Here is a 25,815-nt window from a genome sequence, read left to right on the forward strand (position 1 = left end):
GCGGGCGGCGGCATCTCTTTCCCGGGACTCTCAGGCCGGCAGCGGAGTGAGCATCATGCGTCCCGCGAACCCCACCGCCGCGTCCAGCCGCTCTACGAACTCCTCGGTGAGGTCGGGCAGCCGGCGCATCGCCCACAGCGCCCGCGCCGCCGCCCAGGTCGCGTCCCGCGCCCGGTCCAGGCTCCACGCGCCGAGCAGATGGGTGAGCGGGTCGGCGATCTGGAGCAGATCGGGGCCCGGCATCAGATCCTCGCGGATGCGCTCCTCCAGCGTCACGAGGAGGTCGCCCACGCGGTCGAACTCATCCTCCAGCTCGGCCGGTTCGCAGTCGAGCGTACGACAGGCGTCCACCACGGCGAGCGCCAGATCGTGCCCGATGTGCGCGTTGATGCCCGCCAGCGCGAACTGCAGCGGACGTACACCGGGATGGCGCCGGAACTGGAAGAGGGGCCGCCAGCAGGCGGGCGGGCGGCGCTCCTCGGCGACCGCCTCGACCGCCGCGAGGTACCGCTCCGCGAACCGCACGTCCAGCGTGATCGCGGCCCGCGGGTCCGGGAACCGCCCGGCGTCGATCCGCCGGTCGACCGCCTCCGTGACGGCGAGGTAGACGCGGTTGAAGACCGCGACTCCGTCCCGCGGGGGCAGGGACGCGTCGAGGGCGCGCATGCGGGAGACGACCGCGTCGACGGGAGTGGTGAAGTGTTCCAACTGCGCCATGGGGGCAGCGTCCCAGCCTTAGGCTTGCCGGTGTGCGGGCGAGCCCGGCGCTTCCCCGGAACGGGGGAACGGGTCCGTCGCACGGGAGAGTGAGCCGTGGGGGAGACGGCGACACGAGGGGGGAGCGGTAGGTGGCAGGCACACGTGCCCGGCGCCTGGCCGAGCGCAGGGCCGCGCGCAGGCGTGCCGTCCGGCGCACCGCGATGGTGGCGGCGGCCTCGGTGGTGGTCGCGGTCGGCGCCGTGACCGGGATGATCTCCGTGTACGACGACCGTCCGGCCGTGGACGAGGCGAGAACCGCCGAGACGACCCGGCCGCCCCGGCCGGACCGGCTCCCTCCGGCTCCGTCGCCGGTGCCGGCGACTCCGTCCGTCTCCGCCTCGCCCTCGTTCTCGGCCCCGCCGAGTCCCTCGCCGACGCGGCGGGAGCCGGTCGCCCCGACGCCCAGCCGCACCGAGCCCGCCGGGCGGAGCGCCCCCGTCTCCGCCCGCCTCTACCGGCACCCCGGCTCCCGGGTGCTGGACTGGGTGCGCGGCAACCCCGACGACCCGCGCCGCGACGTCATCCGCGAACGCATAGCGGACCAGCCCGCCGCGGTGTGGTTCGCCGACCACTCGCCCGCGACGATCACCTCCCGGGTCGCGGCCGTCACCTCCGCCGCCGCCGCCGAGGGCCGGGTGCCCGTCGTCGTGCCGTACGCCGTCCCGGACCGTGACTGCGGCGGCCACTCCCAGGGCGGCGCGCCCGACCTCGCCGCCTACGACGCGTGGATCGACCGGTTCGCCGCCGGACTGGGCTCGGGCGAGGTGATCGTCATCCTGGAGCCCGACTCGGTCGCCCAGGCCGACTGCCTCCCGGCCGGCGACCGCGCCGACCGGTTCGCCTCGCTGGCCCGCGCGGGCCGGGTGCTCAAGGCCGCCAACCCCAAGGCGCGCGTCTACTACGACGCGGGCCACTCCGGCTGGCACCCGGCCGCGAAGCAGGCGGAACTGCTGCGGCAGGCGGGCGCCGCCTCGGCCGCCTCCTCCGACGGCGTCTTCAGCAATGTCTCCAACTTCCACCGCACGGCCGACGAGATCGCCTACGACCGGCGGGTCCTCGACGCGCTCGGCGGCCCGGCGGGTCTCGGCGCGGTCATCGACACCAGCCGCAACGGCAACGGCGCCCCCGCCGGCGGCCAGTGGTGCGACCCGGCGGGCCGCAAGCTCGGCCGGGCCCCGACCCTGAGCACCGGCGAGGAGCGCGTCGACGCCTATCTCTGGGTGAAGCTGCCGGGCGAGTCGGACGGCTGCAAGGGAGCGCCGGGCACCTTCACCCCGTCGTACGCCTACGACCTGGCGCGCTGAGAGCGTGCACCGGGGGACGTCCGCCTAGGAATCGGCGCGCTGAGCGTCCTCGTCGTAGCTGGACGTGCCCTCGTCGAGCAGTGGCTCCTGCGTCTTGAGGTGGGCGGGGGCGAAGGCGCGCAGCGCGTGGTAGCCGGTGATGACGACGATCGTGCCCAGCGCGATGCCGCTGAGGGAGAAGGTGTCGGTGATCTGCATGGAGACGTTGCCGACGCCGATGATGATGCCGGCCGCGGCCGGCACCAGGTTCAGCGGATTGCGCAGGTCCACCTTGGCGTTGATCCAGATCTGCGCGCCGAGCAGGCCGATCATGCCGTACAGGATGACCGTGATGCCGCCGAGGACCCCGCCCGGGATGGCGGCCACGACCGCGCCGAACTTGGGGCACAGGCCGAAGAGCAGAGCGAAGGCCGCGGCGGCCCAGTAGGCGGCCGTGGAGTAGACGCGGGTCGCGGCCATCACGCCGATGTTCTCGGAGTAGGTGGTGGTGGGCGGGCCGCCGACCGCGGTGGAGAGCATGGAGCCGACGCCGTCGGCGGAGATCGCCGTGCCCAGCTTGTCGTCCAGTGGGTCGCCGGTCATCTCGCCGACCGCCTTGACGTGCCCGGCGTTCTCCGCGACCAGGGCGATCACGACGGGCAGCGCGACGAGGATCGCCGACCACTCGAAGGACGGGCCGTGGAAGGAGGGCAGGCCGAACCAGTCGGCCTGGCCGACCGCGGAGAGGTCGAGACGCCAGTGGTCGGTGACCTTGCCGCTGCCGTCCACCGAGTGGATCTTCCCGAGGGCCAGGTCGAGGACCCAGGAGACGCCGTATCCGAAGACCAGGCCGAGGAAGATCGCGATCCGGGACCAGAAGCCGCGCAGGCAGACCACGGCCAGACCGGTGAACAGCATCACCAGCAGGGCCGTCCACTGGTCCTGCGGCCAGTAGGTGGAGGCGGTGACCGGGGCCAGGTTGAAGCCGATCAGCATCACGACCGCGCCGGTGACGATCGGCGGCATGGCCGCGTGGATGATCCGGGCCCCGAACCGCTGCACCGCGAGCCCCACCAGGAAGAGCGCGACGCCGACGACCAGCACCGCGCCGGTCACCGTGGCGCTGGTGCCGCCCTGGGCGCGGATGACGGCGGCGACGCCCACGAAGGACAGCGAGCAGCCGAGGTAGCTGGGCACCCGGCCGCGGGTGGCGAGCAGGAACACGATCGTCGCGACGCCGGACATCATGATCGCGAGGTTGGGGTCGAGACCCATGAGCACCGGGGCCACGAAGGACGCGCCGAACATGGCCACCACGTGCTGGGCGCCGAGTCCCGCCGTACGGGGCCAGGAGAGCCGTTCGTCGGGGCGGACGACGGCTCCTGGGGCCGGGGTGCGTCCGTCGCCGTGCAGTTTCCAGCGGACGCCGAGATCCATGGGGTTTCGCTTTCGTCGTACGTGCGGGTGCCGCCGACCATTGTCCCTGCCCGGAGAGGGTGCTGAGCGTCCGCTTAGGATGGGTGGTCGAACGTTCCACCTCGTGTCCGTGTCAGGAGCACCGTCCGTGACCGCCGAAGCCCCGATCGCCCCCGCCCTCTCGTACGGCCGGCTCATGCCCGTCACCGTCCACTTCGACGACCTGGACGCGCTCGGCCTGCTGCACAACGCCCGCTATCCGCTGCTGGTGGAGCGGGCCTGGGCCGAGCTGTGGCAGGAGCACGGCTTCCGCTTCGAGGGCGACTGGGCGGCGGCCGGCGACGTCTGCAACGCGGTCAGGGAACTGCGGATCGGCTACGAGGCACCCGTGACCCGGCCCGGCGCCTACGCCGTCCATCTGTGGCTGGAGCGGCTCGGCACCACGAGCCTGACCTACGGCTTCCGGTTCTGCTCGGCCGACGGAGCGACGACGTACGCGCACGGCAGCCGGGTGCTGGTGCGGCTGGACGCCGCCACCCTGCGCCCGGCGCCGTGGGGCGAGCGGTTCAGGGCCGCGGGCCGGGAACTGCTGCGTCCGGCCGGCTGACCTTCGGGCGGTCCCGCTCACCGGCCCGCAGCACGCCCGCGAAGACGGCCAGCCCGCTGGACAACACGGCGACCAGGACGAACGACACCACCAGGCTGGTCGCCTGGGCGAGGCCGCCGATCGCGCTCGGGGCGACCAGCCCCGAGGTGTACGTGATGGTCGCGACACCCGCGATGGCCTGGCTGGGGTTGGGGCCGCTGCGGCCCGCCGCCGCGAAGCACAGCGGGACCACCACGGCGATGCCGAGCCCCATCAGCGCGAACCCCGTCATCGCCACCGCCGGATGCCCGGCGAGCACGATCAGCAGACCGCCGAGCGCGGCCAGCACCCCGCCCCAGCGGACCGTGCGCACGGCGCCGAAACGGTCCACCACCTTGTCGCCCGCGATCCGGGCGACCGCCATGGTGAACGTGAACCCGGTGGTGCAGGCCGCCGCCAGACCGGCCGAGCTGCCCAGCTCGTCCTCCAGGTAGACCGCCGACCAGTCCAGGCTCGCGCCCTCCGCGAACACCGCGCAGAACCCGACCGCGCCGATCAGCAGCGCCGAGCGCGGTGGCAGCGCGAACCGGGGCGGCGGCTCCTCGTCCTCGGCGGGCTGGAGGTCCAGCACCCAGGAGCAGGCCACCGCGCCCACCACGGTCAGCGCACCGGCCGCCAGCGCGTGGTGCAGCCGGGCGTCGGCGCCGAGGTGCGCGGCGAGGGTGCCGCCCGCCGAGCCGATCAGCGCGCCCGCGCTCCACATGCCGTGCAGACCGGACATGATCGACCGGCCGAGGCGGTTCTCCACCTCCACGCCGAGGGCGTTCATCGCCACGTCCGACATGCCCGCCGTCGCGCCGTAGACGAACAGGGCCAGACAGAGCGTGGCCAGGTTCGGCGCCAGGGCGGGCAGGATCAGCGACAGCGTCCACAGCGCCAGCAGTCCGCGCAGTGCCGTACGGGCGCCGAAGCGGTGGCTGAACCAGCCCGCGAGCGGCATCGCGACGGACGCGCCGAGCGCCGGGAAGGCGAGGGCGAGGCCCAGCTGGCCCGCGCTGACCCCGGCGTGGTCCTGGATCCAGGGGACACGGGTCGCGAAGGAGCCGGTGACCGCGCCGTGCACGGTGAACACGGCGGCCACGGCGTACCGGGCCCGTCGTACGACGCGTTGCTCGTAGACCACTTCGCTCATTCTCCGGCCCCTCCCCGGGTGGCTGTCACCCCGTGCTCGCCCTGTCACATTGCGGCCCGTAAACTATCAGGGACCCTTCCTGATGGATAGGGAGTATTCCCCGCCGCCCGCAGTGCGGCCCCGCCTGTCTGGGAGGATCCCGGCATGCCCGCATCCCCGAGCACCGCCCGAGCCATCAACGACCGGCTCGCCCTGCGGCTCCTCCAGGAGGAAGGACCGCTGACGGCGGGGCAGCTGAAGCAGCTGACCGGGCTCTCCCGGCCGACCGTCGCCGACCTCGTCGAACGCCTCACCGCCGCCGGGCTCATCGCCGTGGTCGGCGAGGCGGGGGAGCAGCGCCGCGGGCCCAACGCCAAGCTCTACGGCATCGTCGCCGACCGGGCCCACCTCGCCGCGCTCGACGTGCGCACCGAGGGCGTCTCCGTGGTCGTCTCCGACCTGCTCGGGCGGGTGCTCGCCGAGGCGTCCGCGCCGATCGGCGACGACACCGGCACCGGGCCCGCGGTGGAGCAGGCGGTCGCCCTCGTCGAACGGACCGCCAAGGAGGCCGGCGCGACGGGGGCGCCCCCGCGCGAGGGCGTTCGCGCGTGGGGGCGGCTGCACACCGTCGGGATCGGCGCGCCCGGACTCATCGACCCCGTGACCGGCGACCTGCGCGACTCCACGGGCCTGCCCGCCTGGCACCGGCGCCTGGTCGCGGCGCTGGCGGAGCGGCTGCCCGGGGCTCGCGTCATCGTCGAGAACGAGACCAACCTCGCGGCCCTCGCCGAACAGCGCGACGGCGCCGCCCGCGACCGTGACACCTTCGTCCTGCTCTGGCTCGGCCACGGCACCGGCGCGGCGGTGATCCTCGACGGCCGGCTGCGCCGCGGGGCCTCCGGCGGCACCGGCGAGATCGGCTTCCTCCCCGTCCCGGGCACGACCGGGCTGCCCTCGGCCACCGACTGCGAGGGAGGCTTCCACTCCCTGGCGGGCGCGACGGCGATCGAACGGCTGGCCGAGGAGTACGGGGTGAGCGCACCCCGGGCCGGGGCGGGACCTCGGGCGGCGGAGTTGGTGGGGGCGGCGGTACGGGCGGCCTCCGGCGGCACGGAGGCGCCGTCCGGCGCAGGGGCGGCGCGGCGCGGTGCGGGGACGGTGAACGGGGAGTTGCCGTGTGGCGCGGACCCGGGGGACGGGCTGTCGCGGGGGAGTGCGGGCGACGGCTCCGAGGGGGTCGGCGTCGGCTCGTCCGCGGAGAGCCGTTTTCTGGACGCCCTCGCCGACCGGCTCGCCGTCGGGGTGGCCTCCGTCGTGGCCGTTCTGGATCCCGGGTGTGTGGTGCTGGGCGGTGAGGTGGGGCAGGCCGGGGGAGCGGCGCTCGCCGCGCGGGTGGAGGCGCGGATCCGGCGGATGTCGCCGCTGGCCGTCGAGGTGCGGCCCAGCGCCCTGGGCGGCGGCGCGGTGCTGCGCGGCGCGCTGCTGACCGCGCGGGACCGCGCCCAGGACGAGCTGTTCGCGCCGCCGGAGAGATGACCGGAAGTCCTATCGCCCAGGGTGGGCATCCCCGAGAACCCCGGACCGCGCCGCCAGATACTCCTCGAACGTGCCCTTGCCCACGGCCAGGCCCGGGGTGAGATGGTGACCCGCGCGGAAGGCGCGGTACGCCGCGCCCCCCAGCGGCACCCGCAACACCGGCCGACGGCGTCCCGTCGCCGTCAGATACGCCCGGGCCAGCGACTCCAGCGAGCGCACCTGCGGCCCGCCCATGTCCTCGACCCGCCCCACGGGTCCGCCGAGCGCCAGCTCCGCCAGCCGGGCGGCGACCTCGGCCACCTCGATCGGCTGGTCCGCCACCCCGGCCGGCAGGACCATCACCGGCGGCTTGGCGAGCGCCTGGAAGAGCTGCACCAGCAGGTCGTGGAACTGGGTCGTCCGCAGCACGGTCCAGCCGAGCCCCGACTCCTCGATCCGCCGCTCCACGGCGAGCTTGGTCCGGTAGTAGCCGAGCGGCACCCGGTCGATGCCGACGATGGAGATGTACGCCAGGTGTCCCACCCCGGCCCGTCGCGCCGCCTCGATCAGCAGCCCGGCCGCCTGCTCGTCCCCGCCGCGCGGACTGGTCGCGCAGTGCACGATCGTGTCCACGCCCGTGACGGCCGCGTCCAGACCGCTGCCGCCGGTCCGCAGATCGACGGCGTACGGCTGCGCGTGCCGGCTGAGCACCCGCACCTCGTGCCCGTCCGCCCGCAGCCGCCGCGTGACGAGCCGGCCGAGGGTTCCGGTGCCGCCGGTCACCAGGATCGTGGTCATGCTGTTCAGCCCCTTCGGACACGGGGCGCTCCCGATCGGAGCGCCCTCCGCAACGGAGACCGGTCACCCGCCCCCGAATGTGACAGCGCCCCGCTACGACCGGGTGAGCTGACGGCGTACGAAGCCCAGCTTGTCCGGGTTCAGCACGATCCGCACATGCGCGATCAGCCCGTCCCGCAGCTCGAAGGCGACCACACCGGCGAGCGTGTCGCCCGCCCAGGCGGCCAGCCCGCGCTCACCGTTGACCTCGACCGCCGTGTACTCCAGGCCGGCCGCGAACCGCTCCAGGCCGCCCGCGACCAGCCGGCCCACCTTGTCGCGCCCTTCGACCGGACGCCGGGCCGCACGGACCTTGCCGCCGCCGTCGCTGGACCAGGTGACATCGGCCGCGAGCAGCTTCTCCAGGCGGGCCAGATCACCGTCCCGGGCCGCCGCGACGAAGGAGGCGACCAGTTCCTCCCGCCGCTCGCTCGACGGCTCGAACCGGGAGCCGGGTTCGCCCACCCGTCGCACCGCCCGCCGGTAGAGCTGACGGCAGTTGGCCTCGTTGAGGTCCAGCACTTCGGCGATCTCCCGGTGTCCGTACCCGAACGCCTCGCGCAGCACGTACACCGCGCGTTCGGCCGGGGTGAGCCGTTCCAGCAGCACCAGCATCGCCAGGGACACGGCGTCCCGCTGTTCGGCCGATTCGAGGGGGCCGAGCGTGCCGTCGGAGGTGATCACGGGCTCCGGCAGCCAGGGTCCGACGTACTGTTCGCGCCGGGCCCGGGCCGAGGTCAGCCGGTTGAGGCAGAGATGGGTGACGACCTTGGCGAGCCAGGCCCCCGGATACGCGATCGCGGCGCGGTCGGCGCCGCTGAACCGCAGGTAGGCGTCCTGGACGGCGTCCTCGGCCTCGTGGGCGGAGCCCAGCAGGCGGTAGGCGAGGCCGAACAGCCGGGGACGGTGGCGCTGGAACTCGTCGGCGGGGCCGTCCGCGGTGGCGTCGGGGACGCCGTCCGGGGTGCCGTCTGCGGTCGGGCCGGTCATACGCATCACCCTGCCAGAGTTCGTGCTCCGGCAGGGTGAGGGGTGGGGTGGTGAGACCCGGCGGCGGGCAAGGGCCGTCGTCACCGCCGCCGGGCCGGTCCGTCCGGGGTCAGCAGGCGCCCAGGTCCTGCCAGACCCCCCATTCGCCGGTGGTGCCGGGTTCCTCGCCCTTCGTCCACCACTTGGCCTTCCACGAGTGCCCCTTGTGGGACACGCTCGAACCACCGCCGTACTCCGACGTCGCCTTCCACGCGGGCGCGGTGCACGCGCCGGGCGTCGGGCTCGGCGTGGGGGTGGGGGCGGGGTCGGTCGGGTCCGGTGCGGGCGAGGTGCCCGCGCCCGGCTCCACCGGCGTCGTGCCGCGCGCCAGGTTCCCGGCGAGCGCGTACGTCGTGCCGGCGATGTTCACCGTCCAGTTCCACGGGGTGGACACCGGCAGGTAGTAGTTGAAGGACAGCTCCACGGACGCGCCGGGCGCCAGCGACTGCCAGGCCGGCAGCTTCAGCGAGACCCGGTGGAAGTCGCCCTTCAGTCCGCCCACGTTGTTCCCGGTGTGGTCGCTGCTGATCACCTTGGTGCCGAAGCCCGACTGGTCGGAGGCGTTGCCGGGGGCCGCGGTGGAGTAGTCGAACTGGAACTCCGTGCCGCCCGGCAGGGTGGTCCTCGTGTTGTTGGTGATCTTCACCTTGGGGGTGATCGGGTAGTTGGAGTCACCGAGCTTGAACTCACCGAACTCCACACCGATGTCGACGGCCTTGGTCGGCAGCGCCTTGTTGGAGACCTTCGCGCCGTAGGGGGAGGCCGACTTGAACTTCTCGTACATCAGCGAGGTCAGCGTGGAGCCCGGCACGTACTGGCCCTTGGCCGCGTTCCACGCGTAGTCGCCCGCCAGCTCCCAGACCATCGTGCCGCCGATGCCGCGGTCCACGACGTAGTCCGCCTTGGCGGCCACCGACTGCTCGTCCTCGGTGGAGAGGAAGACCTTCTTCTCGGGGTTCCACAGCCACGGCGCGACCAGGGTGGAGTCGTACTTGCGGGTGTACGTGCCGGTCAGCTTGGTGCCGGCGGGGAAGCCGTACTGCGTCACGTAGTCCCCGACGATGCCCTTCTCCAGGTTCTTGGCGTGCCACATCGGGTTCGAACCGGCCGGGGACTCCTTGCCGTTGTCGTCCTTGTCGTGCCACAGGTTGTCGATGCCGACCGCGCCGTCACCGCACTTGGTCAGCCCGGATCCGGCCGGGCAGGCGGTCGCCGCGGCCCTGCCCCACAGGCCGTCCGTGCCGCCCTGGACGTTCTTGTGGCCGCGCGTGTAGTACGGCAGGCCGATGTTGATGCGGCCGGCCGGCATGGACCCGCGGAAGTAGTGGTACGCCCAGTCGGTGTTGAGGTAGCCGATGCCGCCGTACTGCTGGCTGCCGTAGACGTTGGCGGCCGCCAGCTCGGCGTCCTTGCCGTCGTCGAAGAGGGAGGCGTTCGGGCCGACGTACTCGTTCCAGGCGCCGTGCAGGTCGTACGACATGATGTTGACGTAGTCCAGGTACTTCTGGACCTGGAAGGTCTCCATGCCGCGCAGCAGGTAGCCGGAGGAGGGGGCCGCGACCGACAGCAGATAGTGCTTGCCGTCCGTCGCGCCCGCGCGGTCCAGCTTCTCCCGCAGGGTCTTCATCAGCGCCGCGTAGCCCTTGACCAGGCCGGCCCGCCGGGCGTTGGCGAAGGACCAGTCGAGCGGGTTCCCCGCGTCCTTCATGGTGGTCGGGTACTCGTAGTCGATGTCGACGCCGTTGAAGCCGTACTTCCGGATGAAGGCGACCGCGGAGTCCGCGAAGGTGTCGATGCCGGCCTGGTTGACCGAGCCGTCGGCGTTGGTGGCCATCGAGTAGAAGCCGCCGGTGTTCACCCGCTTGCCGCTGTCGTCGAAATAGCCGCCGGTCTCGGCCCAGCCGCCCACCGAGATCAGCGTCTTGACGTCCGGGTGCCGCTTCTTGAACTTGTTCAGCAGGTTGAAGTGGCCCTTGTAGGGCAGCGCCGGGTCCATCTCCGCGCCGCCGGCCCCGGGCCAGGTCATGCCGGTGGCGGGGTTCGCCGGGCCGTCCGTGCCGACGGAGATCTTGTTGCTGCCGTCGATGTGGGCGAAGGCGTAGTTGAGGTGGGTGACCTTGTCCCAGGGGATGTCGGAGGCGAGATAAGCGGGCGTGCCGTCCTTGCCGGTGCGCCAGCCGGTGAAGTAGCCGATCACCCGGCGCTGGTGGTCGGCACCCATCTTCTCCCGGCCCTCGGTGTCGTAGACCGAGCAGTACGGGACGTCGGCACCGGGGGTCTTGTAGAGGCCGTCGGGGCGGCAGGACTCCTGGTCGGCGGCGTGCGAGACGGTCGCCGGGAGGCCGGCGAGCAGCAGACCCGCGACGGCCCCGGCGGCCGCGAGCAGGGCGGGTCTGGCCCGGTGAGGCGAGGGGGACAGCACAGTCGGTTCCTCTCCACGGAAGTTGCGCAGACAGTAGAGAGGACTAGACCAGAGCGTCAATAGGTATGGACCAATCCCGAGGGTCTCAAGGGTGGGCGGCCGCAGGGGCGTTGACGCCCCGGCGGCCCTTTGCGGACAGCCCGTGAGCCCTCGCGGACGCGCTGTGAGTCACCCCACACCGCCCGCCCGCATGGACGCCGATCAGGCGTGGCACACTGGCCCTGTACCAGAAGCAGCGCACTCCGGGGTCGGTGAAAGTCCGAACCGGCGGTTACAGTCCGCGACCCGGTCGCCTCCAGCGACCGGTTGACCAGGTGAAATTCCTGGACCGACGGTTAAAGTCCGGATGGGAGGCAGTGCGCGGCGGGCAGGCATGTGTGCGTGTCGCCGTATCGGCTCGTCCCCTCGGGGACGGGTTTCGGAGTCGTCCCCGCGCGGGGCGGTTCCCGTCGGTGTCGCTCCCGGTGTCCTCGCCCGTACTTTCTGTCGTCATCGACAGCCCCGGAGTCCGTGCCCGAAGAGGCAGGAGGACCCGGGAAGTGTTCACCGGAATCGTCGAAGAGCTGGGCGAGGTCACCGCCGTCGAGAACCTCGACGACGCCTGTCGCTTCCGCCTGCGCGGCCCCGTCGTCACACAGGACGCGAAGCACGGCGACTCCATCGCCGTCAACGGTGTCTGCCTGACGGTCGTCGACCACGAGGGCGACGAGTTCACCGCCGACGTCATGGCCGAGACCCTCAAGCGCTCCAGCCTGGGCGCCCTCGCCGTCGGCTCCCGTGTCAACCTCGAACGGCCCACCGCCGTCGGCGCACGTCTCGGCGGCCACATCGTGCAGGGCCACGTCGACGGCACCGGCTCCGTCCTGGAGCGCACCCCCTCCGAGCACTGGGAGATCGTGAAGATCTCCCTCCCCGCCGACCTCGCCCGCTATGTCGTCGAGAAGGGCTCCATCACCGTCGACGGCATCAGCCTCACCGTCGTCGAGGCCGGGCCCGACTGCTTCACCGTCAGCCTCATCCCGACCACCCTCGCCCTGACCACGCTCGGCATCAAGCAGCCCGGCGACCCGGTCAACCTGGAAGTGGACGTCATCGCCAAGTACGTCGAGCGGCTGCTCGGCACCCGGGGGGCCGCGCAGTGAACTGGCTCAACTCCGAGGCGTTCACCCTCTTCGGCCAGCGCATCCTCTGGTCGGACATGGTCGGCAACATATTCGGCCTGGCCGCCCTCGCCCTCGGCTGGCGGCGCTCCCTGTGGACCTGGCCGGTGCAGTTCCTCTCCGGCGTCATCCTCTTCGCGGCCTTCTACGGCCACCTCACCGGCAGTGCCGGCAAGCAGGTCGTCGTGGTGGTCGTCGCCCTCTGGGGCTGGTGGCAGTGGAGCCGCGGCAAGGGCCGTTCGGGCGACGGCCAGATCACCGTGCGGTTCGCCACCTGGGGCGAGCGCGCCGCGATGCTCGGCGCCGCCACCCTCGGCACGGTCGCCGTCGCGCTGCTCTTCAAGGCCAACCCCAGCCTGTCCTGGGACCCCTGGCCGGACGCCTACATCTTCGTCGGCACCATCGTCGCCATGTACGCCCAGGCGCGCGGCATGGTCGAGTTCTGGTTCGCCTGGCTGCTCGTCGACCTGGTCGGCGTGCCCCTCAACTTCGCCAACGGCTACGCCTTCTCCGGCTTCGTCTACGTCATCTACGGCGCGCTCGTCCTGTGGGGCCTGCGTGACTGGTGGCTGCGCTCCCGCCGGTCGGGGCAGCCCGTCCTGGAAGGAGCCCCGGCATGACCACGGCCCCCCTGCTCCACGGCACCGACGGCATCGAGGACCTCGCCCTCGATCCGATCGAACAGGCCATCGCCGACATCGCGGCCGGCCGCCCGGTCGTGGTCGTCGACGACGAGGACCGGGAGAACGAGGGCGACCTCGTCATCGCGGCCGAGAAGGCCACCCCTGAGATCGTCGCGTTCATGATGAGCGAGTGCCGCGGCCTGATCTGCGCCCCCATGGAGGGCGACGAACTGGACCGGCTCCAGCTCCCGCAGATGGTCGCGGACAACACCGAGTCGATGAAGACCGCGTTCACCATCTCCGTCGACGCCTCCGGCGCGCACGGCGTCACCACGGGCATCTCGGCCGCCGACCGCGCCACCACCCTCCAGCTGCTGGCCGGCGGCACGGCCGAGCCGTCCGACTTCGTCCGCCCCGGCCACATCTTCCCGCTGCGCGCCCAGCCCGGCGGTGTCCTCACCCGCAACGGCCACACCGAGGCCGCCGTCGACCTCGCCCGGCTCGCGGGACTGCGCCCGGCCGGTGCCATCGTGGAGATCGCCGGCGAGGACGGCCAGATGCTGCGGCTGCCCGAGCTGATCCCGTTCGCCCGCAAGCACGGCCTGACCATCATCTCCATCGAGGACCTGATCGCCTACCGCCGCAGCGCGGAGCCGACCGTCCGCCGTGAGGCCGAGGTCCACCTGCCGACCCGGCACGGCACGTTCACCGCGTACGGCTATCGCTCCACCGTCGACGGTGTCGAGCACGTCGCCCTCGTCCACGGCGAGATCGGCGACGGCACGGACCTCCTGGTCCGGATGCACTCCGAATGCCTCACCGGCGATGTCTTCCACTCCCTGCGCTGTGACTGCGGCCCCCAGCTGGAGGCCTCCCTGGAGCGCATCCGGGCCGCGGGCCGGGGCGTGGTGGTCTACCTGCGCGGCCACGAGGGCCGCGGCATCGGACTGCTGTCCAAGCTGCGGGCCTACGAGCTCCAGGAGCGCGGGCGCGACACCCTCGACGCCAACCTGGAGCTGGGCCTGCCCGCCGACGCCCGCGACTACGGCGCCGGCGCGCAGATCCTGACGGACCTCGGCGTGCGCAGCGTCCGTCTGATGACCAACAATCCGGAGAAGTCCGACGCCCTCGCCCGCCACGGCATCGAGGTCGTCGAACGCGAGCCGATGCCCGTCACCGCGGGCGAGCACAACCTGCGCTACCTGCGCACCAAGCGGGACCGGATGGGCCACGACCTGCCCTGGCTGGACGGCCCCGCGGTGCCGGCCTCCGCGGCCACCTGCGGCGACCAGTAGACGACCCCGGCAAAGACCGAAGACCGAAGACCGAAGACCGGAACCGAGGAGAGGCGAGAACGTGAGCGGCAAGGGCGCACCGGAGCTGTCCGTACGCAATGTGGGTGACCTGCGGGTCGCCGTCGTCGCGGCGCAGTGGCACGAGAAGGTGATGGACGGCCTGGTGGACGGCGCCCTGCGCGCCCTGCACGACCTGGGCATCGACGAGCCGACCCTGCTGCGGGTCCCCGGCAGCTGGGAGCTTCCGGTCGTCGCCAAGGTGCTCGCCGGGCGCGGTTACGACGCGATCGTGGCCCTCGGCGTCGTCATCCGCGGCGGCACCCCCCACTTCGACTACGTCTGCCAGGGTGTCACCCAGGGCCTCACCCAGGTCTCCGTCGACACCGGCGTCCCCGTCGGCTTCGGGCTGCTCACCTGCGACAACGAGGAGCAGGCCCTGGACCGGGCAGGCCTGGAGGGCTCCAGCGAGGACAAGGGACACGAGGCGGTCACCGCGGCGGTCGCCACGGCGGCCACCCTGCGTTCAGTATCCGAACCCTGGCGGTAGGCCGACCGGCACAACGGCTAGGGTGGGACCACCATGTCCAAGAAGACGTTCGAGGAGCTCTTCACCGAGCTCCAGCAGAAGGCCGCCCACGGCGACCCCGCCACTTCCCGCACCGCAGAGCTGGTCGAGAAGGGCGTCCATGCCATCGGCAAGAAGGTCGTCGAGGAGGCCGCCGAGGTCTGGATGGCCGCCGAGTACGAGGGCAAGGAGGCGGCCGCCGAGGAGATCTCGCAGCTGCTGTACCACGTCCAGGTGATGATGGTCGCCCGCGGGATCTCCCTGGACGACGTCTACGCCCACCTGTAAACCGCCCGCCGTCACCGCCGTAGAAACCCCCTTCACACAAAGGAAGCCGACCTCATGCTGCGCATCGCCGTTCCCAACAAGGGTTCACTCTCCGGCCCTGCGGCGGAGATGCTGCATGAGGCCGGCTACCAGCAGCGCCGCGAGTCCAAGGAGCTGCGGATCGTCGACCCGGAGAACGAGGTCGAGTTCTTCTACCTCCGCCCCCGTGACATCGCGATCTACGTCTCGTCCGGCCGCCTCGACATCGGCATCACCGGCCGCGACCTGCTGATCGACTCCGGCGCCAACGCCGAGGAGATCCTGCCGCTCGGCTTCGCCCGCTCCACCTTCCGCTACGCCGCCAAGCCGGGCACCGCCGACGGCGTCGCGGACCTCAAGGGCCGGACGGTCGCCACCTCCTACGAGGGGATCGTCGCCAAGCACCTCGCCGACCACGGCATCGACGCCTCCGTCGTCCACCTGGACGGCGCCGTCGAGACCGCGATCGAGCTGGGCGTCGCCGAGGTCATCGCCGACGTGGTGGAGACCGGCACCAGCCTGCGCAACGCGGGCCTGGAGGTCTTCGGCGAGCCGATCATGAAGTCCGAGGCGATCGTCGTCCGCCGCACCGGGGCCGACGCCGAGGAGCCCAAGGTGCAGCAGTTCCTGCGCCGCCTCCAGGGCGTCCTGGTCGCCCGGACATACGTGATGATGGACTACGACTGCCGGGTCGAGCAGCTGGAGAAGGCCGTCGCCCTCACCCCGGGCCTGGAGTCGCCGACCATCTCGCCGCTGCACAACGAGGGCTGGGTCGCCGTCCGCGCCATGGTGCCCGCCAAGGACGCCCAGCGGATCATGGACGACCTGTACTCCATCGGGGCGCGGGCCATCCTGACGACGGCCATCCACGCCTGCCGGCTCTGAGAAGGCGGCGCACCATGTCGGAACCCGCACCTCTCCCCGAGCTTCCGGTCACCTTCCGGCCCACCCGGACCCGGGCCGTCCTGCTCACCGCCGCCGCCGCGATCTTCGTCACGGTGTCGCTGGTCGCGCTGCTGCTGGAGCGCCTCAGCCCGGCCGAGAAGCTGAGCTTCGTCTTCACCGCCGCCCTGCTGGCCTGGGTGCTGTTGCGGCTGGCGCGCCCCAAGGTCGTCGCCGAGGAGTCCGGCGTGACGGTGGTCAACTTCGGCAGCGTCCGCCGGCTGGAGTGGGCGGAGATCGTCCAGGTGAACCTGCGGGTCGGCGACCCCTGGGCGTTCCTCGACCTCAGCGACGGCACCAGCCTGCCCGCCATCGGCATCCAGCCGGGCATCGCCAAGGAGCAGGCCATCGCCCAGGCCCGCACCCTGAGGGCCCTGGTGGAGGCCCGGACCGGGGAACATCAGGGCTGACTCGGGGCACGTCCGGGGCACTCACCCTGCCACGCGACCCCCTGTCTTGATTAATCTGTGGGGCGGAGGCGCAATGTCCCGCGCCTCCGCCCCTGTCGTGCCGCCCGGCGCACAGGGGTTCCTGCTACCCGAGGAGTGACACCCTCCGGCGATGGACGGATCGTCCTGCAGTACCTGCGCCGCCCCCTGCCGACATAGCGCGGACCGCGTTCCCGAGGGCCGCGCCCGTGCGGAGGCGGCGGCATCATGAGCACCCCCCTGCTGCTCCTGGCAGCCGCGTTCCTGCTGATTCTGGCCAACGGATTCTTCGTGGCGGCCGAGTTCGGCCTGGTGACGGTCGAGCGCCCGGAGGCCGAGAAGGCCGCCGCCGAGGGCGACCGACGGGCCGTCCGGGTCGTCGCCTCCCTCAAGGAGCTGTCCTTCCAGCTCTCCGGCACCCAGCTCGGTATCACCATCACCTCCCTGGTCGTCGGCATGCTCGCCCAGCCGGCCCTCGCCCAGTTGCTCGACGGGCCGCTCACGGCCGTCGGCGTCCCCGAGGGCGCGGTGTCCGGGGTGGCCGTCGTCGTCGGCATGCTGCTGGCCTCCGCCGTGCAGATGGTCGTCGGCGAACTGGTCCCCAAGAACTGGGCGGTGTCCCGCCCGATGCAGGTCGCGCGGTTCGTCGCCGGCCCGCAGCATGCCTTCGCCCGCCTGTTCCGCCCGGTCATCGCCGGGCTGAACGGCGTCGCCAACCGGCTCGTGCGCGCCCTGGGCTTCGAGCCCGCCGAGGAGCTGGCCTCCGCCCGCACCCCCGGCGAACTCGTCTCCCTCGCCCGGCACTCCGCGCGGGCCGGCGCCCTGGAACAGGACACCGCGGACCTCTTCGTGCGCACCCTGTCCCTCGGCGAGCTGACCGCGCAGCATGTGATGACCCCGCGCGTGAAGGTCAGTGCCCTCCAGTCGTCGGCGACCGCCGAGGACGTGGTCAACCTGACCCGCGCCACCGGCCTGTCCCGCTTCCCCGTCTACCGGGAGCGGATCGACGAGGTCATCGGCATGGTCCATCTCAAGGACGCCCTCGCGATACCCGCCCACGAGCGGCTGCGCACCCCCGTCTCGCGGATCGCCCGCCGGGCCCTGCTCGTCCCCGAGACGCTGCCCGTGCGGCCCCTGCTGGCCCGGCTGCGCAGCGAGCAGCCGATCGCGGTGGTCGTCGACGAGTACGGCGGCACGGCCGGGGTCGTCACCCTGGAGGACATCGTCGAGGAGATCGTCGGCGAGGTCCGCGACGAGCACGACGGGCACGACACACCGGAACTCGCGCCCGCCCCGCCGGAGGACGGCAGACCGGCCTGGGACGTCGACGGCAGCTGCCGGGTCGACACCCTGCTCCGGATCGGCCTGGACGTGCCCGAGGGGCCCTACGAGACGGTCGCCGGGCTCGTCGCCGACCTGCTCGGCCGGATCCCGGCCGTCGGCGACCGGGCGGAACTGCCCGGCTGGCGGCTCGCCGTACGCCAGGTCGGCCACTACCGCGCGGAACGCGTCCGCCTGGTGCGCACCGCCCCCGTCCTGGAGGCCGCCCGATGAGCCTGCTCCAACTGCTCTTCGCCGCGCTGCTCGTGCTCGCCAACGGCTTCTTCGTCGGCGCCGAGTTCGCGCTGGTCTCGGTCCGCCGCAGCCAGATCGAACCGCTCGGCACCGCCCGCGCCCGCCAGGTGCTGTACGGCCTGGAGCGGCTGCCGCAGATGATGGCCGCCGCGCAGTTCGGCATCACCGTCTGCTCGCTGACGCTGGGCGCGGTCGCCGAGCCGACGGTCGCGCACCTGCTGGAGCCGTTCTTCGCCTGGATCCATCTGCCGCACGCGATGATCCACCCGCTGGGGTACGTCATCGCGCTGGCCACCGTCGTCTTCTTCCACCTCGTCATCGGTGAGATGGTCCCGAAGAACCTGGCGATGGCCGCCCCGGAGAGGGCCGCGCTGTGGCTCAGCCCCGGCCTGGTCGCGTTCGCCCGGCTGTGCCGGCCGATCACCGTGGCCCTCGGCGCCTGCGCCCAGGGCGTGCTGCGGCTCTTCCGGGTCGAGCCCAAGGACGAGGTCGAGGCCGTCTTCACCAGCGAACAGCTCAACCGGCTGGTGGAGGACTCCGGGCAGGCCGGACTGCTCGACCCGGAGGAGGCCGAGCGCCTGGAGGACGCGCTGGAGCTGGGTTCACGCCCGGTGACGGACGTCCTGCTGAAGCGGGAGTCGCTGGTGACGGTGGACCCGTCGGTCACACCGGGACAGATCGTCGAGCTGACCGGGCGCACCGGGTACTCCCGCTTCCCCGTGGCCGCGGACGGTGGCGCCTTCATGGGGTATCTGCACGTCAAGGACGTCCTCGACCTGGAGGACTCCGACCGCGCGGTGCCGCAGCACGTGTGGCGGCCGATGACGACCCTGCGTTCCGAGCTGCCCCTCGACGACGCCCTGACGGTCATGCGCCGTGCCGCCACCCACCTCGCCCAGGTGGCCGACGCCTCCGGCCGGGTGCTGGGTCTGGTGGCCCTGGAGGACGTACTGGAACTGCTGGTCGGCGAGGTGCGTGATCCGGCGCACCGGGAGCCCGTGCCGGCCGTGTCCGAGTCCCGCTCGGCCGAGGAGGTCCTGACGGGCTGACGCCCGGGACGCCCGGGGACACCCACGACGCCCAGGGCCGCCCAGCGCCGCGGGATCCGTCACAACGCGGACGGATCCTGCGGTCCCCGCCCCGACAGCACCTCGCCGTACGCCTGCATCAGATCCGGCAGCCGCAGGGTCGCCAGGTCGTCCCGGGTCAGCGTGCCCGGATACGCCGACAGCCGCAGATCGCGGTACGCGCAGCTCTTCTCGTACAGCGTCCTCAGGAACCGCCCGTTGCCCAGCTCGTCGATCCAGCCCTGCTCCACCACGTGCCCGGCGATCGACCGCAGCTCCTCCAGCGACTCCTCGTCCCACACGTCGCCGTTCTCCGCGGCCAGCACCTCGCCGATCGCGGTCAGCTCCAGCGGGCGGTACGAGGGGAAGTCGACCCGGGTGGTGAAGCGCGAGGACAGGCCGGGATTGGCGGCCAGCAGCCGGTCCATGCCCTCCGGGTAGCCGGCCAGGATCACCACCAGGTGGTCGCGGTTGTCCTCCGCCCGCTTCAGCAGCACCTGCAACGCCTCGTCGCCGTAGGCGTCGCCCTTGCCGTAGCCGGAGTTGGACAGCGAGTACGCCTCGTCGACGAAGAGCACCCCGCCGAGCGCGGAGTCGATCAGTTCGTTGGCCTTCACGGCCGTCTGGCCCAGATACTCGCCGACCAGGTCGGCCCGCTGCGCCTCCACCAGATGGTCGCCGCCGAGCAGGCCGAGCGCGTAGAAGACCCGGCCGAGGATCCGGGCCACGGTGGTCTTGCCGGTGCCGGAGGGGCCGGAGAAGACGAAGTGCCGCTTGGGCGGCTGGACGGGCAGCCCCTGCCCGGCGCGCAGCCGGGCCATGTTCAGCTGTGCCGACAGGGCTTTGACCTGGCGTTTCACCGGCTCCAGGCCCACCATGCGCTCCAGTTCGGCGAGCGCCTCCTCGAGGAGGCCGGGATCGGTGGGCCCGGCGGGCAGCGGCTGCACCGGCAGGATCTTCTCGCGCACCGACGGGTCGATCTCCGACGGCAGTGGCCCGGCGGGCGGTGGCGGCTCGGGTTCGGACAGCTTCAGGTTCCGGTCCTCGAGGCCGTAGAGCGGGTCCAGCCCGTCGGCGCCGTCGAGCCCGTCGGGGCCGGTGCCGGCGAGGGTGAGCGCGGTGAGGCCGTCGGCCTCGTCGTACCCGTCGCCCTCGGCGATCGCGGCGAGCCGCGCGGAGGTGTCCATGAACGCGGGATCGACGCGGTGCACCGCCCGGTACAGGGGGAGGGCCGCGGCCGAGCGGCCGGTGCCCTCGTGCGCCCGGGCCAGCCAGTACCGCAGCTCCTTGCGCTGCGGCTGCTCGCTGCGGCAGCGCATCAGGGCGGCGGACAGCAGGGGTTCGGCCTGGCCGTACATCTCCAGGCGGACCCGGGCCATGCCGCCGAACAGGCCCGCCTCGATGCCGAGCAGGGGATCGTCCAGCAGCGGGTCGGTGTGCCGGACCAGCTGCTCCCAGTCCTTGACCAGATAGGCCCGGCAGGCGTGCAGAAAGCGGACCTGCGGATCGGTGTCGACCGGCGGCAGTCCGGCGAGGGCCCGGTCCAGCTCCGGGACATGGCGGCCGTCCAGCCAGTGCGAGGCGTGCGCGAGCTGCAGATCGCGTGGGCTCTCCAGCACCGGCTGAACCCACCAGCCCAGCCAGTACCAGGAGTTGAGGGTGCGCCGGTGGCGGGCGCGTTGCTCGCCGAAGCGGTCACGGTGGCGGAACATCCGCAGCAGGGCGGTCGTGGTGTCGACGCGCAGCGCGTGCAGTCCGAGCCAGCCGTCGGCCATTCCCGGATCCAGCCGCACCGCGCTCCGGAACTCCTCCTCCGCCTGCGGGTAGGCACCCATGGTGTAGGCGTCCACGCCTCGCAGCCAGGCCAGGTCGGCCGGGGCCTCGGGGCCCTGCGTGCCGAAGTCCATCCCGTCCCCCCACAAACCGTGCCCCCGCCGGCCGAACCGCTGTGCAGCGGACCGGAGTTGCGACAGTGGGCATCGTACCCGCGGGCCGGGCGCCGCCGAAGGGTGCCGCAGGGGGCGTTCGGCGAGGTGGGAGCAGAGGGGGCGCACGGCGCGTGGTGACCGAGGGTGAGCGGAGCGTGCCGCGCGGCGCCCGGAGAAGTGTCCGGAGGCAGAACGAAGCCCCCGGTCACGGGGGAACAACCGGGGGCTTCGCGTCGTGGGGCGGCTCCGTTTGGCCGCACATTGAGAACGTAAGTCCTGTACGGCCCCCCGGTCAAGCCGAGTTGAGGCACTCGGCCAAGTTCGCACGCAAGGGTCTTCACAGGTTCACCACACCGAAGACGGCCCATCACTCAGTGTCACCAGATGGTCCCCTCGGGCCGTCCCACGGGTCCCGTCAGCACCTCATAGCCCTCTGTTACCTGGCGCACCAGAAGGTCGGCGAACGGCCGCGAGGGATCGTCGGCGAAATGCCGCCGCTCGGCGGGAACCCATCCGTCCCAGAACTCCCGCTGCTCCTCCCCGTCCCGGGAGCGCCCCCGCGCCCAGGACTCCTCGGACGGCACCTCCATCCACAGCAGGCGCGCCAGATGCGGACGCAGCGCGCGGCGGCCCGCGCCCACTCCCTCCACGAGGATCACCGGCGCGGGCGGCAGCGGTCGGGGCGGGCCGAAGCGGCGGGCCCGCCAGTCGTAGGGGGCGTAGCGGGCGGTGGTGCCCTCCCGCAGCGGCTCGATCACCTGGGCCAGCAGCCGGCCGGTCCAGTCGAACAGCTCCGCGTGGCTGGCGATGTCGTCCAGGTGCAGCACCGGCGCCCCGCCGAGCGCGGCGGCCAGCTCCGCGGCGAAGGTGGACTTCCCCGAGCCCGCGTGCCCGTCGACGCCGACGAGGCGGACCGGGCCGCAGGACGGGGGCAGGCGGCGGAGCGTACGGGCGAGGCCGTTCAGGGGACGGGACACGTGCCCATCATGCCGCGCGGCACACCCGTCAGCGGTCTCGACCAATATTGGTGGGCGCGGCATGCCCCGAAGTGCTGGCAGGGCGGTCCGCTCGCGTCCATAGTTGGCGCACAACGACCGCACACAGCCGTGCAAGGACCTGCCCGTCTCGCACCCCTGGGAGTCAAGCGCCCATGAGCAGAGCCGAACAGCCGTCCCGCAGAACCGTTCTGGCCGCCGCGGTCGCCGCCGCGGTCACCGGCGGCGCGGGGACGGCCCTGGCCGACAGTACAACGACCGCCGGCGGGGCCGGCGCCGGGGCCCCGGCCCGCACCGTCGACAACCGCGCCTGGACGACCTTCTCCGACTGGCGCTCCGGCACCGCCAAGGGCACCCGGGCCGTCGCGGGCGCCCGGCCCGGCCTGGCGATCGCCTCGCCCGCCGGCACCTTCGACTACCGGGACCCGCACACCGGGAAGACCTCCCGCTGGGAGTACGCGACCTGGACCTCGCCCGTCCACCGGCTCGCCGTCCCCGCCACCGAGGTGATCCCGTCCTGGAACGCGGACACCCCGGACGGCACCTGGCTCCAGATCGAACTCAAGGGCACCTACTCCGACGGCACCGACACCCCCTGGTACGTCATGGGCCGCTGGGCGGCCGGTGACGGGGACATCCGGCGGACCTCGGTCGACGACCAGGGTGACGGCAGGAGCAGCGTCTGGACGGACACCTTCGCCCTCGACGACCCGGCGTCCGGGCTGCGGCTGGTGTCCTACCGGCTGCGGCTGACCCTGTACCGGCGGCCGGGCACCCGGCTCACCCCGACCGTGTGGCGGGCCGGCGCGATGGGCTCCGACGTCCCGGACCGTTTCACCGTCCCGGCCTCCACCCCCGGTCTCGCCCAGGAGCTCGCCGTCCCGCGCTACTCCCAGGAGATCCACGTCGGCCAGTACCCCGAGTACGACAACGGCGGCGAGGCCTGGTGCAGCCCCACCTCCTCGCAGATGATCATCGAGTACTGGGGCGGCCGGCTCACCGAGGAGCAGCTCGCCTGGGTCGACCCGAGCTACGCCGACCCGCAGGTCTGCCACGCCGCCCGGTACACCTACGACTACCAGTACGCGGGCTGCGGCAACTGGCCGTTCAACGCGGCCTACGCGGCCACCTTCAAGGGGCTGCAGGGCGTGGTCACCCGGCTCGGTTCCCTGACCGACCTGGAGACCCTGATCGCCGCCGGTATCCCGGCCATCACGTCCCAGTCCTTCCGCAAGGAGGAGCTGACCGGCGCGGGCTACGGCACCGCCGGCCATCTGATGACCGTGATCGGCTTCACCGCGGAGGGCGACGTGATCGCCAACGACCCGGCCTCACCGAGCAACGACGCGGTACGGCGGGTCTACAAGCGCCGTGAGTGGGAGAACATCTGGCTCAGGACCAAGCGGTACAACGCCTCGGGCAAGGTCGTCTCGGGCACCGGCGGCGTCTGCTACCTCTACTTCCCGGCCCGGCCGACCCCGCGCCAGCGGGCGGCGCTCGCGGCCGTCGGGGTGCGCTGACGCCGCCGGGCGCGGCCGGGGCTGTGAGCAACGTCTCGGCCGCAAACGGCGCGGGCGGTGGCAAGGTGGACAGACCGGTGCGGATCGCACCCCCGGCCCTCGGGGGACGGCCCCGCATGTCCACCGCACGCACGAGACCAGTGAGAAGCACATGACCGCCACCTCGCTCACCGCCGCCCGCGCCCGCACCGGCGGCCCCAAGGACGACGGCCCGAAGATCGTCGAGCACGCCATGGGCTGGGTCCTCGTGGCCGTCGTCGCGATGCTCGTCACCCAGCTCGGCCTGCTCTGAGCCGTCGGCACGCGGTGCGCCGCACCCCGGCGGCGCTGTGACCTTACACATATCCGACCGGTCCGGCCTGCCATACTGCGGATGTCCCGCCGCCCCTTGGAACCAGGGTCGAAAGTGAATATCGCTGCACAGCGCGACGCCGCTCGTCCCGGGCCGCGCGGAACCGAGCGCTCCCACGCCCGCCGCGCCGAACTCATCGCGATCGGGCGGAAGTTGTTCGCCGACACGTCCTACGACGCGCTCTCGATGGACGACATCGCACGCCAGGCCCATGTCGCCAAGGGACTGATCTACTACTACTTCCGGTCCAAGCGCGGCTACTACCTGGCGATCGTCCAGGACTCCGTCGCCGACCTGGTCAGCTTCGCGGCGAGCGGCCTCGAACTGCCCGCACGGGACCGGGTGGAGCGCGCCGTCGACGGCTATCTGCGCTACGCCGAGCGCAACCAGGCCGCGTACCGCACCATCGTCAGCGGCGGCGTCGGCTTCGACACCGAGGTGCAGGCCATCCGTGACGGGGTGCGCGAGGCGATCGTCGGGACCATCGCCGAAGGTGCGTACGGCCGCCGGCAGATCACCCCGCTGGCGCGGATGGGGCTGCTCGGCTGGGTGTGCGGCGTCGAGGGAGCCACCCTCGACTGGATCGACCGCCCCGGCCTGTCCCGCGATCTCATGCGGGAGCTGCTGGTGAAGACGCTCGGCGGCGCCATGCGGGCCATCGAGGAACTGGACCCCGCCTACCCGGTCCCGCAGCCCGCCCGCCGCGACGGCTGAGGGCGGCGCCCGGTGACCGGCCGCCGCCCCTCGTTCCTGCCCGTACCACCGGCTAGTTGATGGCCCGGATCAGCTCACCGCCCGCCGTGTCCCCGCTCAGCTCCCAGAAGAAGGTGCCGCCGAGGCCCTGCTGGTTCTTGTAGGTCATCTTCGTGGCGATGGTCGCCGGGGTGTCGTAACTCCACCAGTTGCTGCCGCACTTGGCGTAGGCGGTGCCGCCCACCGTGCCGGTCGCCGGGCACTTGGTCTTCAGCACCTTGTAGTCGTCGATGCCCTGCTCGTAGGTGCCCGCGGCTGGGCCGGTCGCGGTGCCGCCGGGCGCGGTCTGCGTGACGCCGGTCCAGCCGCGGCCGTAGAAGCCGATGCCCAGCAGCAGCTTGGAGGCGGGGATGCCGAGGCCCTTGAGCTTGGCGATCGTCGCGGAGGTGTGGTTCGCGGCCTTCGGGATGCCGGAGTAGGACGTCAGCGGGGAGTGCGGGGCGGTCGGGCCGGTGGCGTCCCAGGCGCCGAAGTAGTCGTACGTCATGGGGTTGTACCAGTTCACGTACTGCGCGGCGCCCGCGTAGTCCGCCGCGTCGATCTTGCCGCCGGCGGTGGCGTCCGCCGGGATCGCCGCGGTGACCAGGCTGCCGGAGCCGAACTTGGCCCGCACCGCCGCCATCAGGTTCTTGTACGCCGCCCGGCCGCTGGTGTCGCAGGTGGCGCCGCAGGCGTTCGGGTACTCCCAGTCGATGTCGATGCCGTCGAAGACGTCCGCCCACCTGGGGTTCTCGACCAGGTCGTAGCAGGACTGGGCGAACGCGGCCGGGTTCCTCGCCGCCTCGCCGAAGCCGCCCGACCAGGTCCAGCCGCCGAACGACCACAGCACCTTGATGTGCGGGTACTTCTTCTTCAGCTCGCGCAGCTGGTTGAAGGTGCCGCGCAGCGGCTGGTCCCACGTGTCGGCGACGCCGTCGACGGACTCGGCGGCGGTGTAGGTGCGGTCGGTGGCCGCGTAGGCGTCGCCCGTCACGCACTTGCCGCCGGAGACGTTGCCGAAGGCGTAGTTGATGTGGGTGAGCTTGGCCGCGGAGCCGGACGTCTCGATGTTCTTGACCAGGTACTTGCGGTCGTAGGTGCCCCATTCCGTGAAGTAGCCGACGACCTTGGAGCCGGCGGCCGCCTCCGCCTCGGGTGCGGCGGTCGCGCTGGTGGCGCCCGCGCCCGCGAGCAGTCCGGCACCGAGGACGGCGGTACAGGCGGCGGCGACGAGCGCCCGGAACCGGGCGCGGGGGCGGTGAGGGCGGTGGGGAGTTCGCATCGGTGTCTCCTCGTGGGGGAGAGGGGA

General features: G+C 72.5%; 24 protein-coding genes and 1 riboswitch. Of the genes, 15 read left to right on the forward strand and 9 right to left on the reverse strand.

Features of this window, described 5'->3' with window-relative positions; genetic code table 11:
- Nucleotides 1-30: 30 nt before the first annotated feature.
- Nucleotides 31-717: a DUF5995 family protein gene (locus VE614_RS23545; protein WP_324940606.1), complete on the reverse strand. Its 687-nt coding sequence runs from the start codon at nucleotides 715-717 to the stop codon at nucleotides 31-33.
- Between the two features lie 203 nt (nucleotides 718-920).
- Between VE614_RS23545 and VE614_RS23550 the strand changes: the two genes are divergently transcribed.
- Nucleotides 921-2,063, forward strand: coding sequence for a glycoside hydrolase family 6 protein (locus VE614_RS23550; RefSeq protein WP_324940819.1), 1,143 nt, complete (start codon nucleotides 921-923; stop codon nucleotides 2,061-2,063).
- A gap of 24 nt (nucleotides 2,064-2,087) precedes the next feature.
- Here the strand turns inward: VE614_RS23550 and VE614_RS23555 are convergent, their stop codons facing one another.
- Nucleotides 2,088-3,479: a uracil-xanthine permease family protein gene (locus VE614_RS23555; RefSeq protein WP_324940608.1), complete on the reverse strand. Its 1,392-nt coding sequence runs from the start codon at nucleotides 3,477-3,479 to the stop codon at nucleotides 2,088-2,090.
- A 127-nt stretch (nucleotides 3,480-3,606) separates the two neighbouring features.
- On the opposite strand from VE614_RS23555, the gene VE614_RS23560 reads away from it, so the two are divergent.
- A complete protein-coding gene (locus VE614_RS23560; protein ID WP_324940610.1) occupies nucleotides 3,607-4,065 on the forward strand; it encodes an acyl-CoA thioesterase in 459 nt (152 codons plus the stop codon).
- Here the strand turns inward: VE614_RS23560 and VE614_RS23565 are convergent.
- Complete coding sequence (locus tag VE614_RS23565) at nucleotides 4,025-5,236, reverse strand: MFS transporter (protein ID WP_324940613.1); 1,212 nt, start codon at nucleotides 5,234-5,236, stop codon at nucleotides 4,025-4,027. The genes VE614_RS23560 and VE614_RS23565 overlap by 41 nt on opposite strands.
- Before the next feature lie 144 nt (nucleotides 5,237-5,380).
- Between VE614_RS23565 and VE614_RS23570 the strand changes: the two genes are divergently transcribed.
- The gene (locus VE614_RS23570) at nucleotides 5,381-6,751 is read left to right on the forward strand and encodes an ROK family transcriptional regulator (protein WP_324940615.1); all 1,371 of its coding nucleotides are present in this window, start codon (nucleotides 5,381-5,383) and stop codon (nucleotides 6,749-6,751) included.
- Between the two features lie 9 nt (nucleotides 6,752-6,760).
- Here VE614_RS23570 and VE614_RS23575 read toward each other — a convergent pair whose 3' ends face one another.
- From VE614_RS23575 to VE614_RS23585, 3 genes are all read right to left on the reverse strand, one after another.
- On the reverse strand, nucleotides 6,761-7,528 hold the full coding sequence (locus VE614_RS23575) for an SDR family oxidoreductase (protein WP_324940618.1): 768 nt from the start codon (nucleotides 7,526-7,528) through the stop codon (nucleotides 6,761-6,763).
- Nucleotides 7,529-7,621: 93 nt separating this feature from the next.
- Complete coding sequence (locus VE614_RS23580; RefSeq protein WP_324940621.1) at nucleotides 7,622-8,557, reverse strand: RNA polymerase sigma-70 factor; 936 nt, start codon at nucleotides 8,555-8,557, stop codon at nucleotides 7,622-7,624.
- 109 nt (nucleotides 8,558-8,666) lie between these two features.
- A complete protein-coding gene (locus VE614_RS23585) occupies nucleotides 8,667-11,018 on the reverse strand; it encodes a chitinase C-terminal domain-containing protein (protein WP_324940626.1) in 2,352 nt (783 codons plus the stop codon).
- 233 nt (nucleotides 11,019-11,251) lie between these two features.
- Nucleotides 11,252-11,382: riboswitch (FMN riboswitch) on the forward strand.
- A gap of 175 nt (nucleotides 11,383-11,557) precedes the next feature.
- Here VE614_RS23585 and VE614_RS23590 point away from each other — a divergent pair.
- From VE614_RS23590 to VE614_RS23630, 9 genes are all read left to right on the forward strand, one after another.
- Complete coding sequence (locus VE614_RS23590; RefSeq protein WP_324940628.1) at nucleotides 11,558-12,160, forward strand: riboflavin synthase; 603 nt, start codon at nucleotides 11,558-11,560, stop codon at nucleotides 12,158-12,160.
- A complete protein-coding gene (locus VE614_RS23595) occupies nucleotides 12,157-12,798 on the forward strand; it encodes a nicotinamide mononucleotide transporter family protein (RefSeq protein ID WP_324940631.1) in 642 nt (213 codons plus the stop codon). The genes VE614_RS23590 and VE614_RS23595 overlap by 4 nt, the downstream gene beginning before the upstream one ends.
- Complete coding sequence (locus VE614_RS23600; protein ID WP_324940634.1) at nucleotides 12,795-14,096, forward strand: bifunctional 3,4-dihydroxy-2-butanone-4-phosphate synthase/GTP cyclohydrolase II; 1,302 nt, start codon at nucleotides 12,795-12,797, stop codon at nucleotides 14,094-14,096. Before VE614_RS23595 ends, VE614_RS23600 begins: the two co-directional genes overlap by 4 nt.
- A 61-nt stretch (nucleotides 14,097-14,157) precedes the next feature.
- Nucleotides 14,158-14,643, forward strand: a complete 486-nt coding sequence (ribH, locus tag VE614_RS23605) for a 6,7-dimethyl-8-ribityllumazine synthase (RefSeq protein ID WP_086171095.1) — start codon at nucleotides 14,158-14,160, stop codon at nucleotides 14,641-14,643.
- Nucleotides 14,644-14,676: 33 nt separating this feature from the next.
- Nucleotides 14,677-14,949: a phosphoribosyl-ATP diphosphatase gene (locus VE614_RS23610; RefSeq protein ID WP_189785148.1), complete on the forward strand. Its 273-nt coding sequence runs from the start codon at nucleotides 14,677-14,679 to the stop codon at nucleotides 14,947-14,949.
- 54 nt (nucleotides 14,950-15,003) lie between these two features.
- On the forward strand, nucleotides 15,004-15,852 hold the full coding sequence (gene hisG / locus VE614_RS23615; RefSeq protein WP_324940643.1) for an ATP phosphoribosyltransferase: 849 nt from the start codon (nucleotides 15,004-15,006) through the stop codon (nucleotides 15,850-15,852).
- Between the two features lie 14 nt (nucleotides 15,853-15,866).
- The gene (locus VE614_RS23620) at nucleotides 15,867-16,319 is read left to right on the forward strand and encodes a PH domain-containing protein (protein ID WP_324940646.1); all 453 of its coding nucleotides are present in this window, start codon (nucleotides 15,867-15,869) and stop codon (nucleotides 16,317-16,319) included.
- 246 nt (nucleotides 16,320-16,565) lie between these two features.
- Nucleotides 16,566-17,891, forward strand: coding sequence for a hemolysin family protein (locus VE614_RS23625; protein WP_324940649.1), 1,326 nt, complete (start codon nucleotides 16,566-16,568; stop codon nucleotides 17,889-17,891).
- A complete protein-coding gene (locus VE614_RS23630) occupies nucleotides 17,888-18,961 on the forward strand; it encodes a hemolysin family protein (RefSeq protein WP_324940652.1) in 1,074 nt (357 codons plus the stop codon). The genes VE614_RS23625 and VE614_RS23630 overlap by 4 nt, the downstream gene beginning before the upstream one ends.
- A 59-nt stretch (nucleotides 18,962-19,020) precedes the next feature.
- Here the strand turns inward: VE614_RS23630 and VE614_RS23635 are convergent, their stop codons facing one another.
- Both VE614_RS23635 and VE614_RS23640 read right to left on the reverse strand, forming a co-directional pair.
- The gene (locus VE614_RS23635; RefSeq protein WP_324940654.1) at nucleotides 19,021-20,886 is read right to left on the reverse strand and encodes an AAA family ATPase; all 1,866 of its coding nucleotides are present in this window, start codon (nucleotides 20,884-20,886) and stop codon (nucleotides 19,021-19,023) included.
- 398 nt (nucleotides 20,887-21,284) lie between these two features.
- Nucleotides 21,285-21,884, reverse strand: a complete 600-nt coding sequence (locus tag VE614_RS23640; protein ID WP_324940659.1) for a hypothetical protein — start codon at nucleotides 21,882-21,884, stop codon at nucleotides 21,285-21,287.
- 173 nt (nucleotides 21,885-22,057) lie between these two features.
- Between VE614_RS23640 and VE614_RS23645 the strand changes: the two genes are divergently transcribed.
- The 3 genes from VE614_RS23645 (at nucleotide 22,058) to VE614_RS23655 (ending at nucleotide 24,488) form a co-directional block, all read left to right on the forward strand.
- Nucleotides 22,058-23,422 (forward strand): peptidase C39 family protein, encoded by a 1,365-nt coding sequence (locus VE614_RS23645; RefSeq protein WP_324940662.1) that lies wholly within the window; start codon nucleotides 22,058-22,060, stop codon nucleotides 23,420-23,422.
- Nucleotides 23,423-23,573: 151 nt separating this feature from the next.
- Entirely contained in the window at nucleotides 23,574-23,714 is a 141-nt protein-coding gene (locus tag VE614_RS23650) for an SCO1431 family membrane protein (RefSeq protein WP_324940665.1), read from the forward strand.
- Nucleotides 23,715-23,795: 81 nt separating this feature from the next.
- Entirely contained in the window at nucleotides 23,796-24,488 is a 693-nt protein-coding gene (locus tag VE614_RS23655) for a TetR/AcrR family transcriptional regulator (RefSeq protein ID WP_414719632.1), read from the forward strand.
- Between the two features lie 52 nt (nucleotides 24,489-24,540).
- Here the strand turns inward: VE614_RS23655 and VE614_RS23660 are convergent, their stop codons facing one another.
- The gene (locus tag VE614_RS23660; RefSeq protein WP_324940670.1) at nucleotides 24,541-25,788 is read right to left on the reverse strand and encodes a glycoside hydrolase family 18 protein; all 1,248 of its coding nucleotides are present in this window, start codon (nucleotides 25,786-25,788) and stop codon (nucleotides 24,541-24,543) included.
- Nucleotides 25,789-25,815 lie beyond the last annotated feature (27 nt).

It is taken from the genome of Streptomyces sp., from assembly GCF_035645055.1.
Taxonomy (GTDB): domain Bacteria; phylum Actinomycetota; class Actinomycetes; order Streptomycetales; family Streptomycetaceae; genus Streptomyces.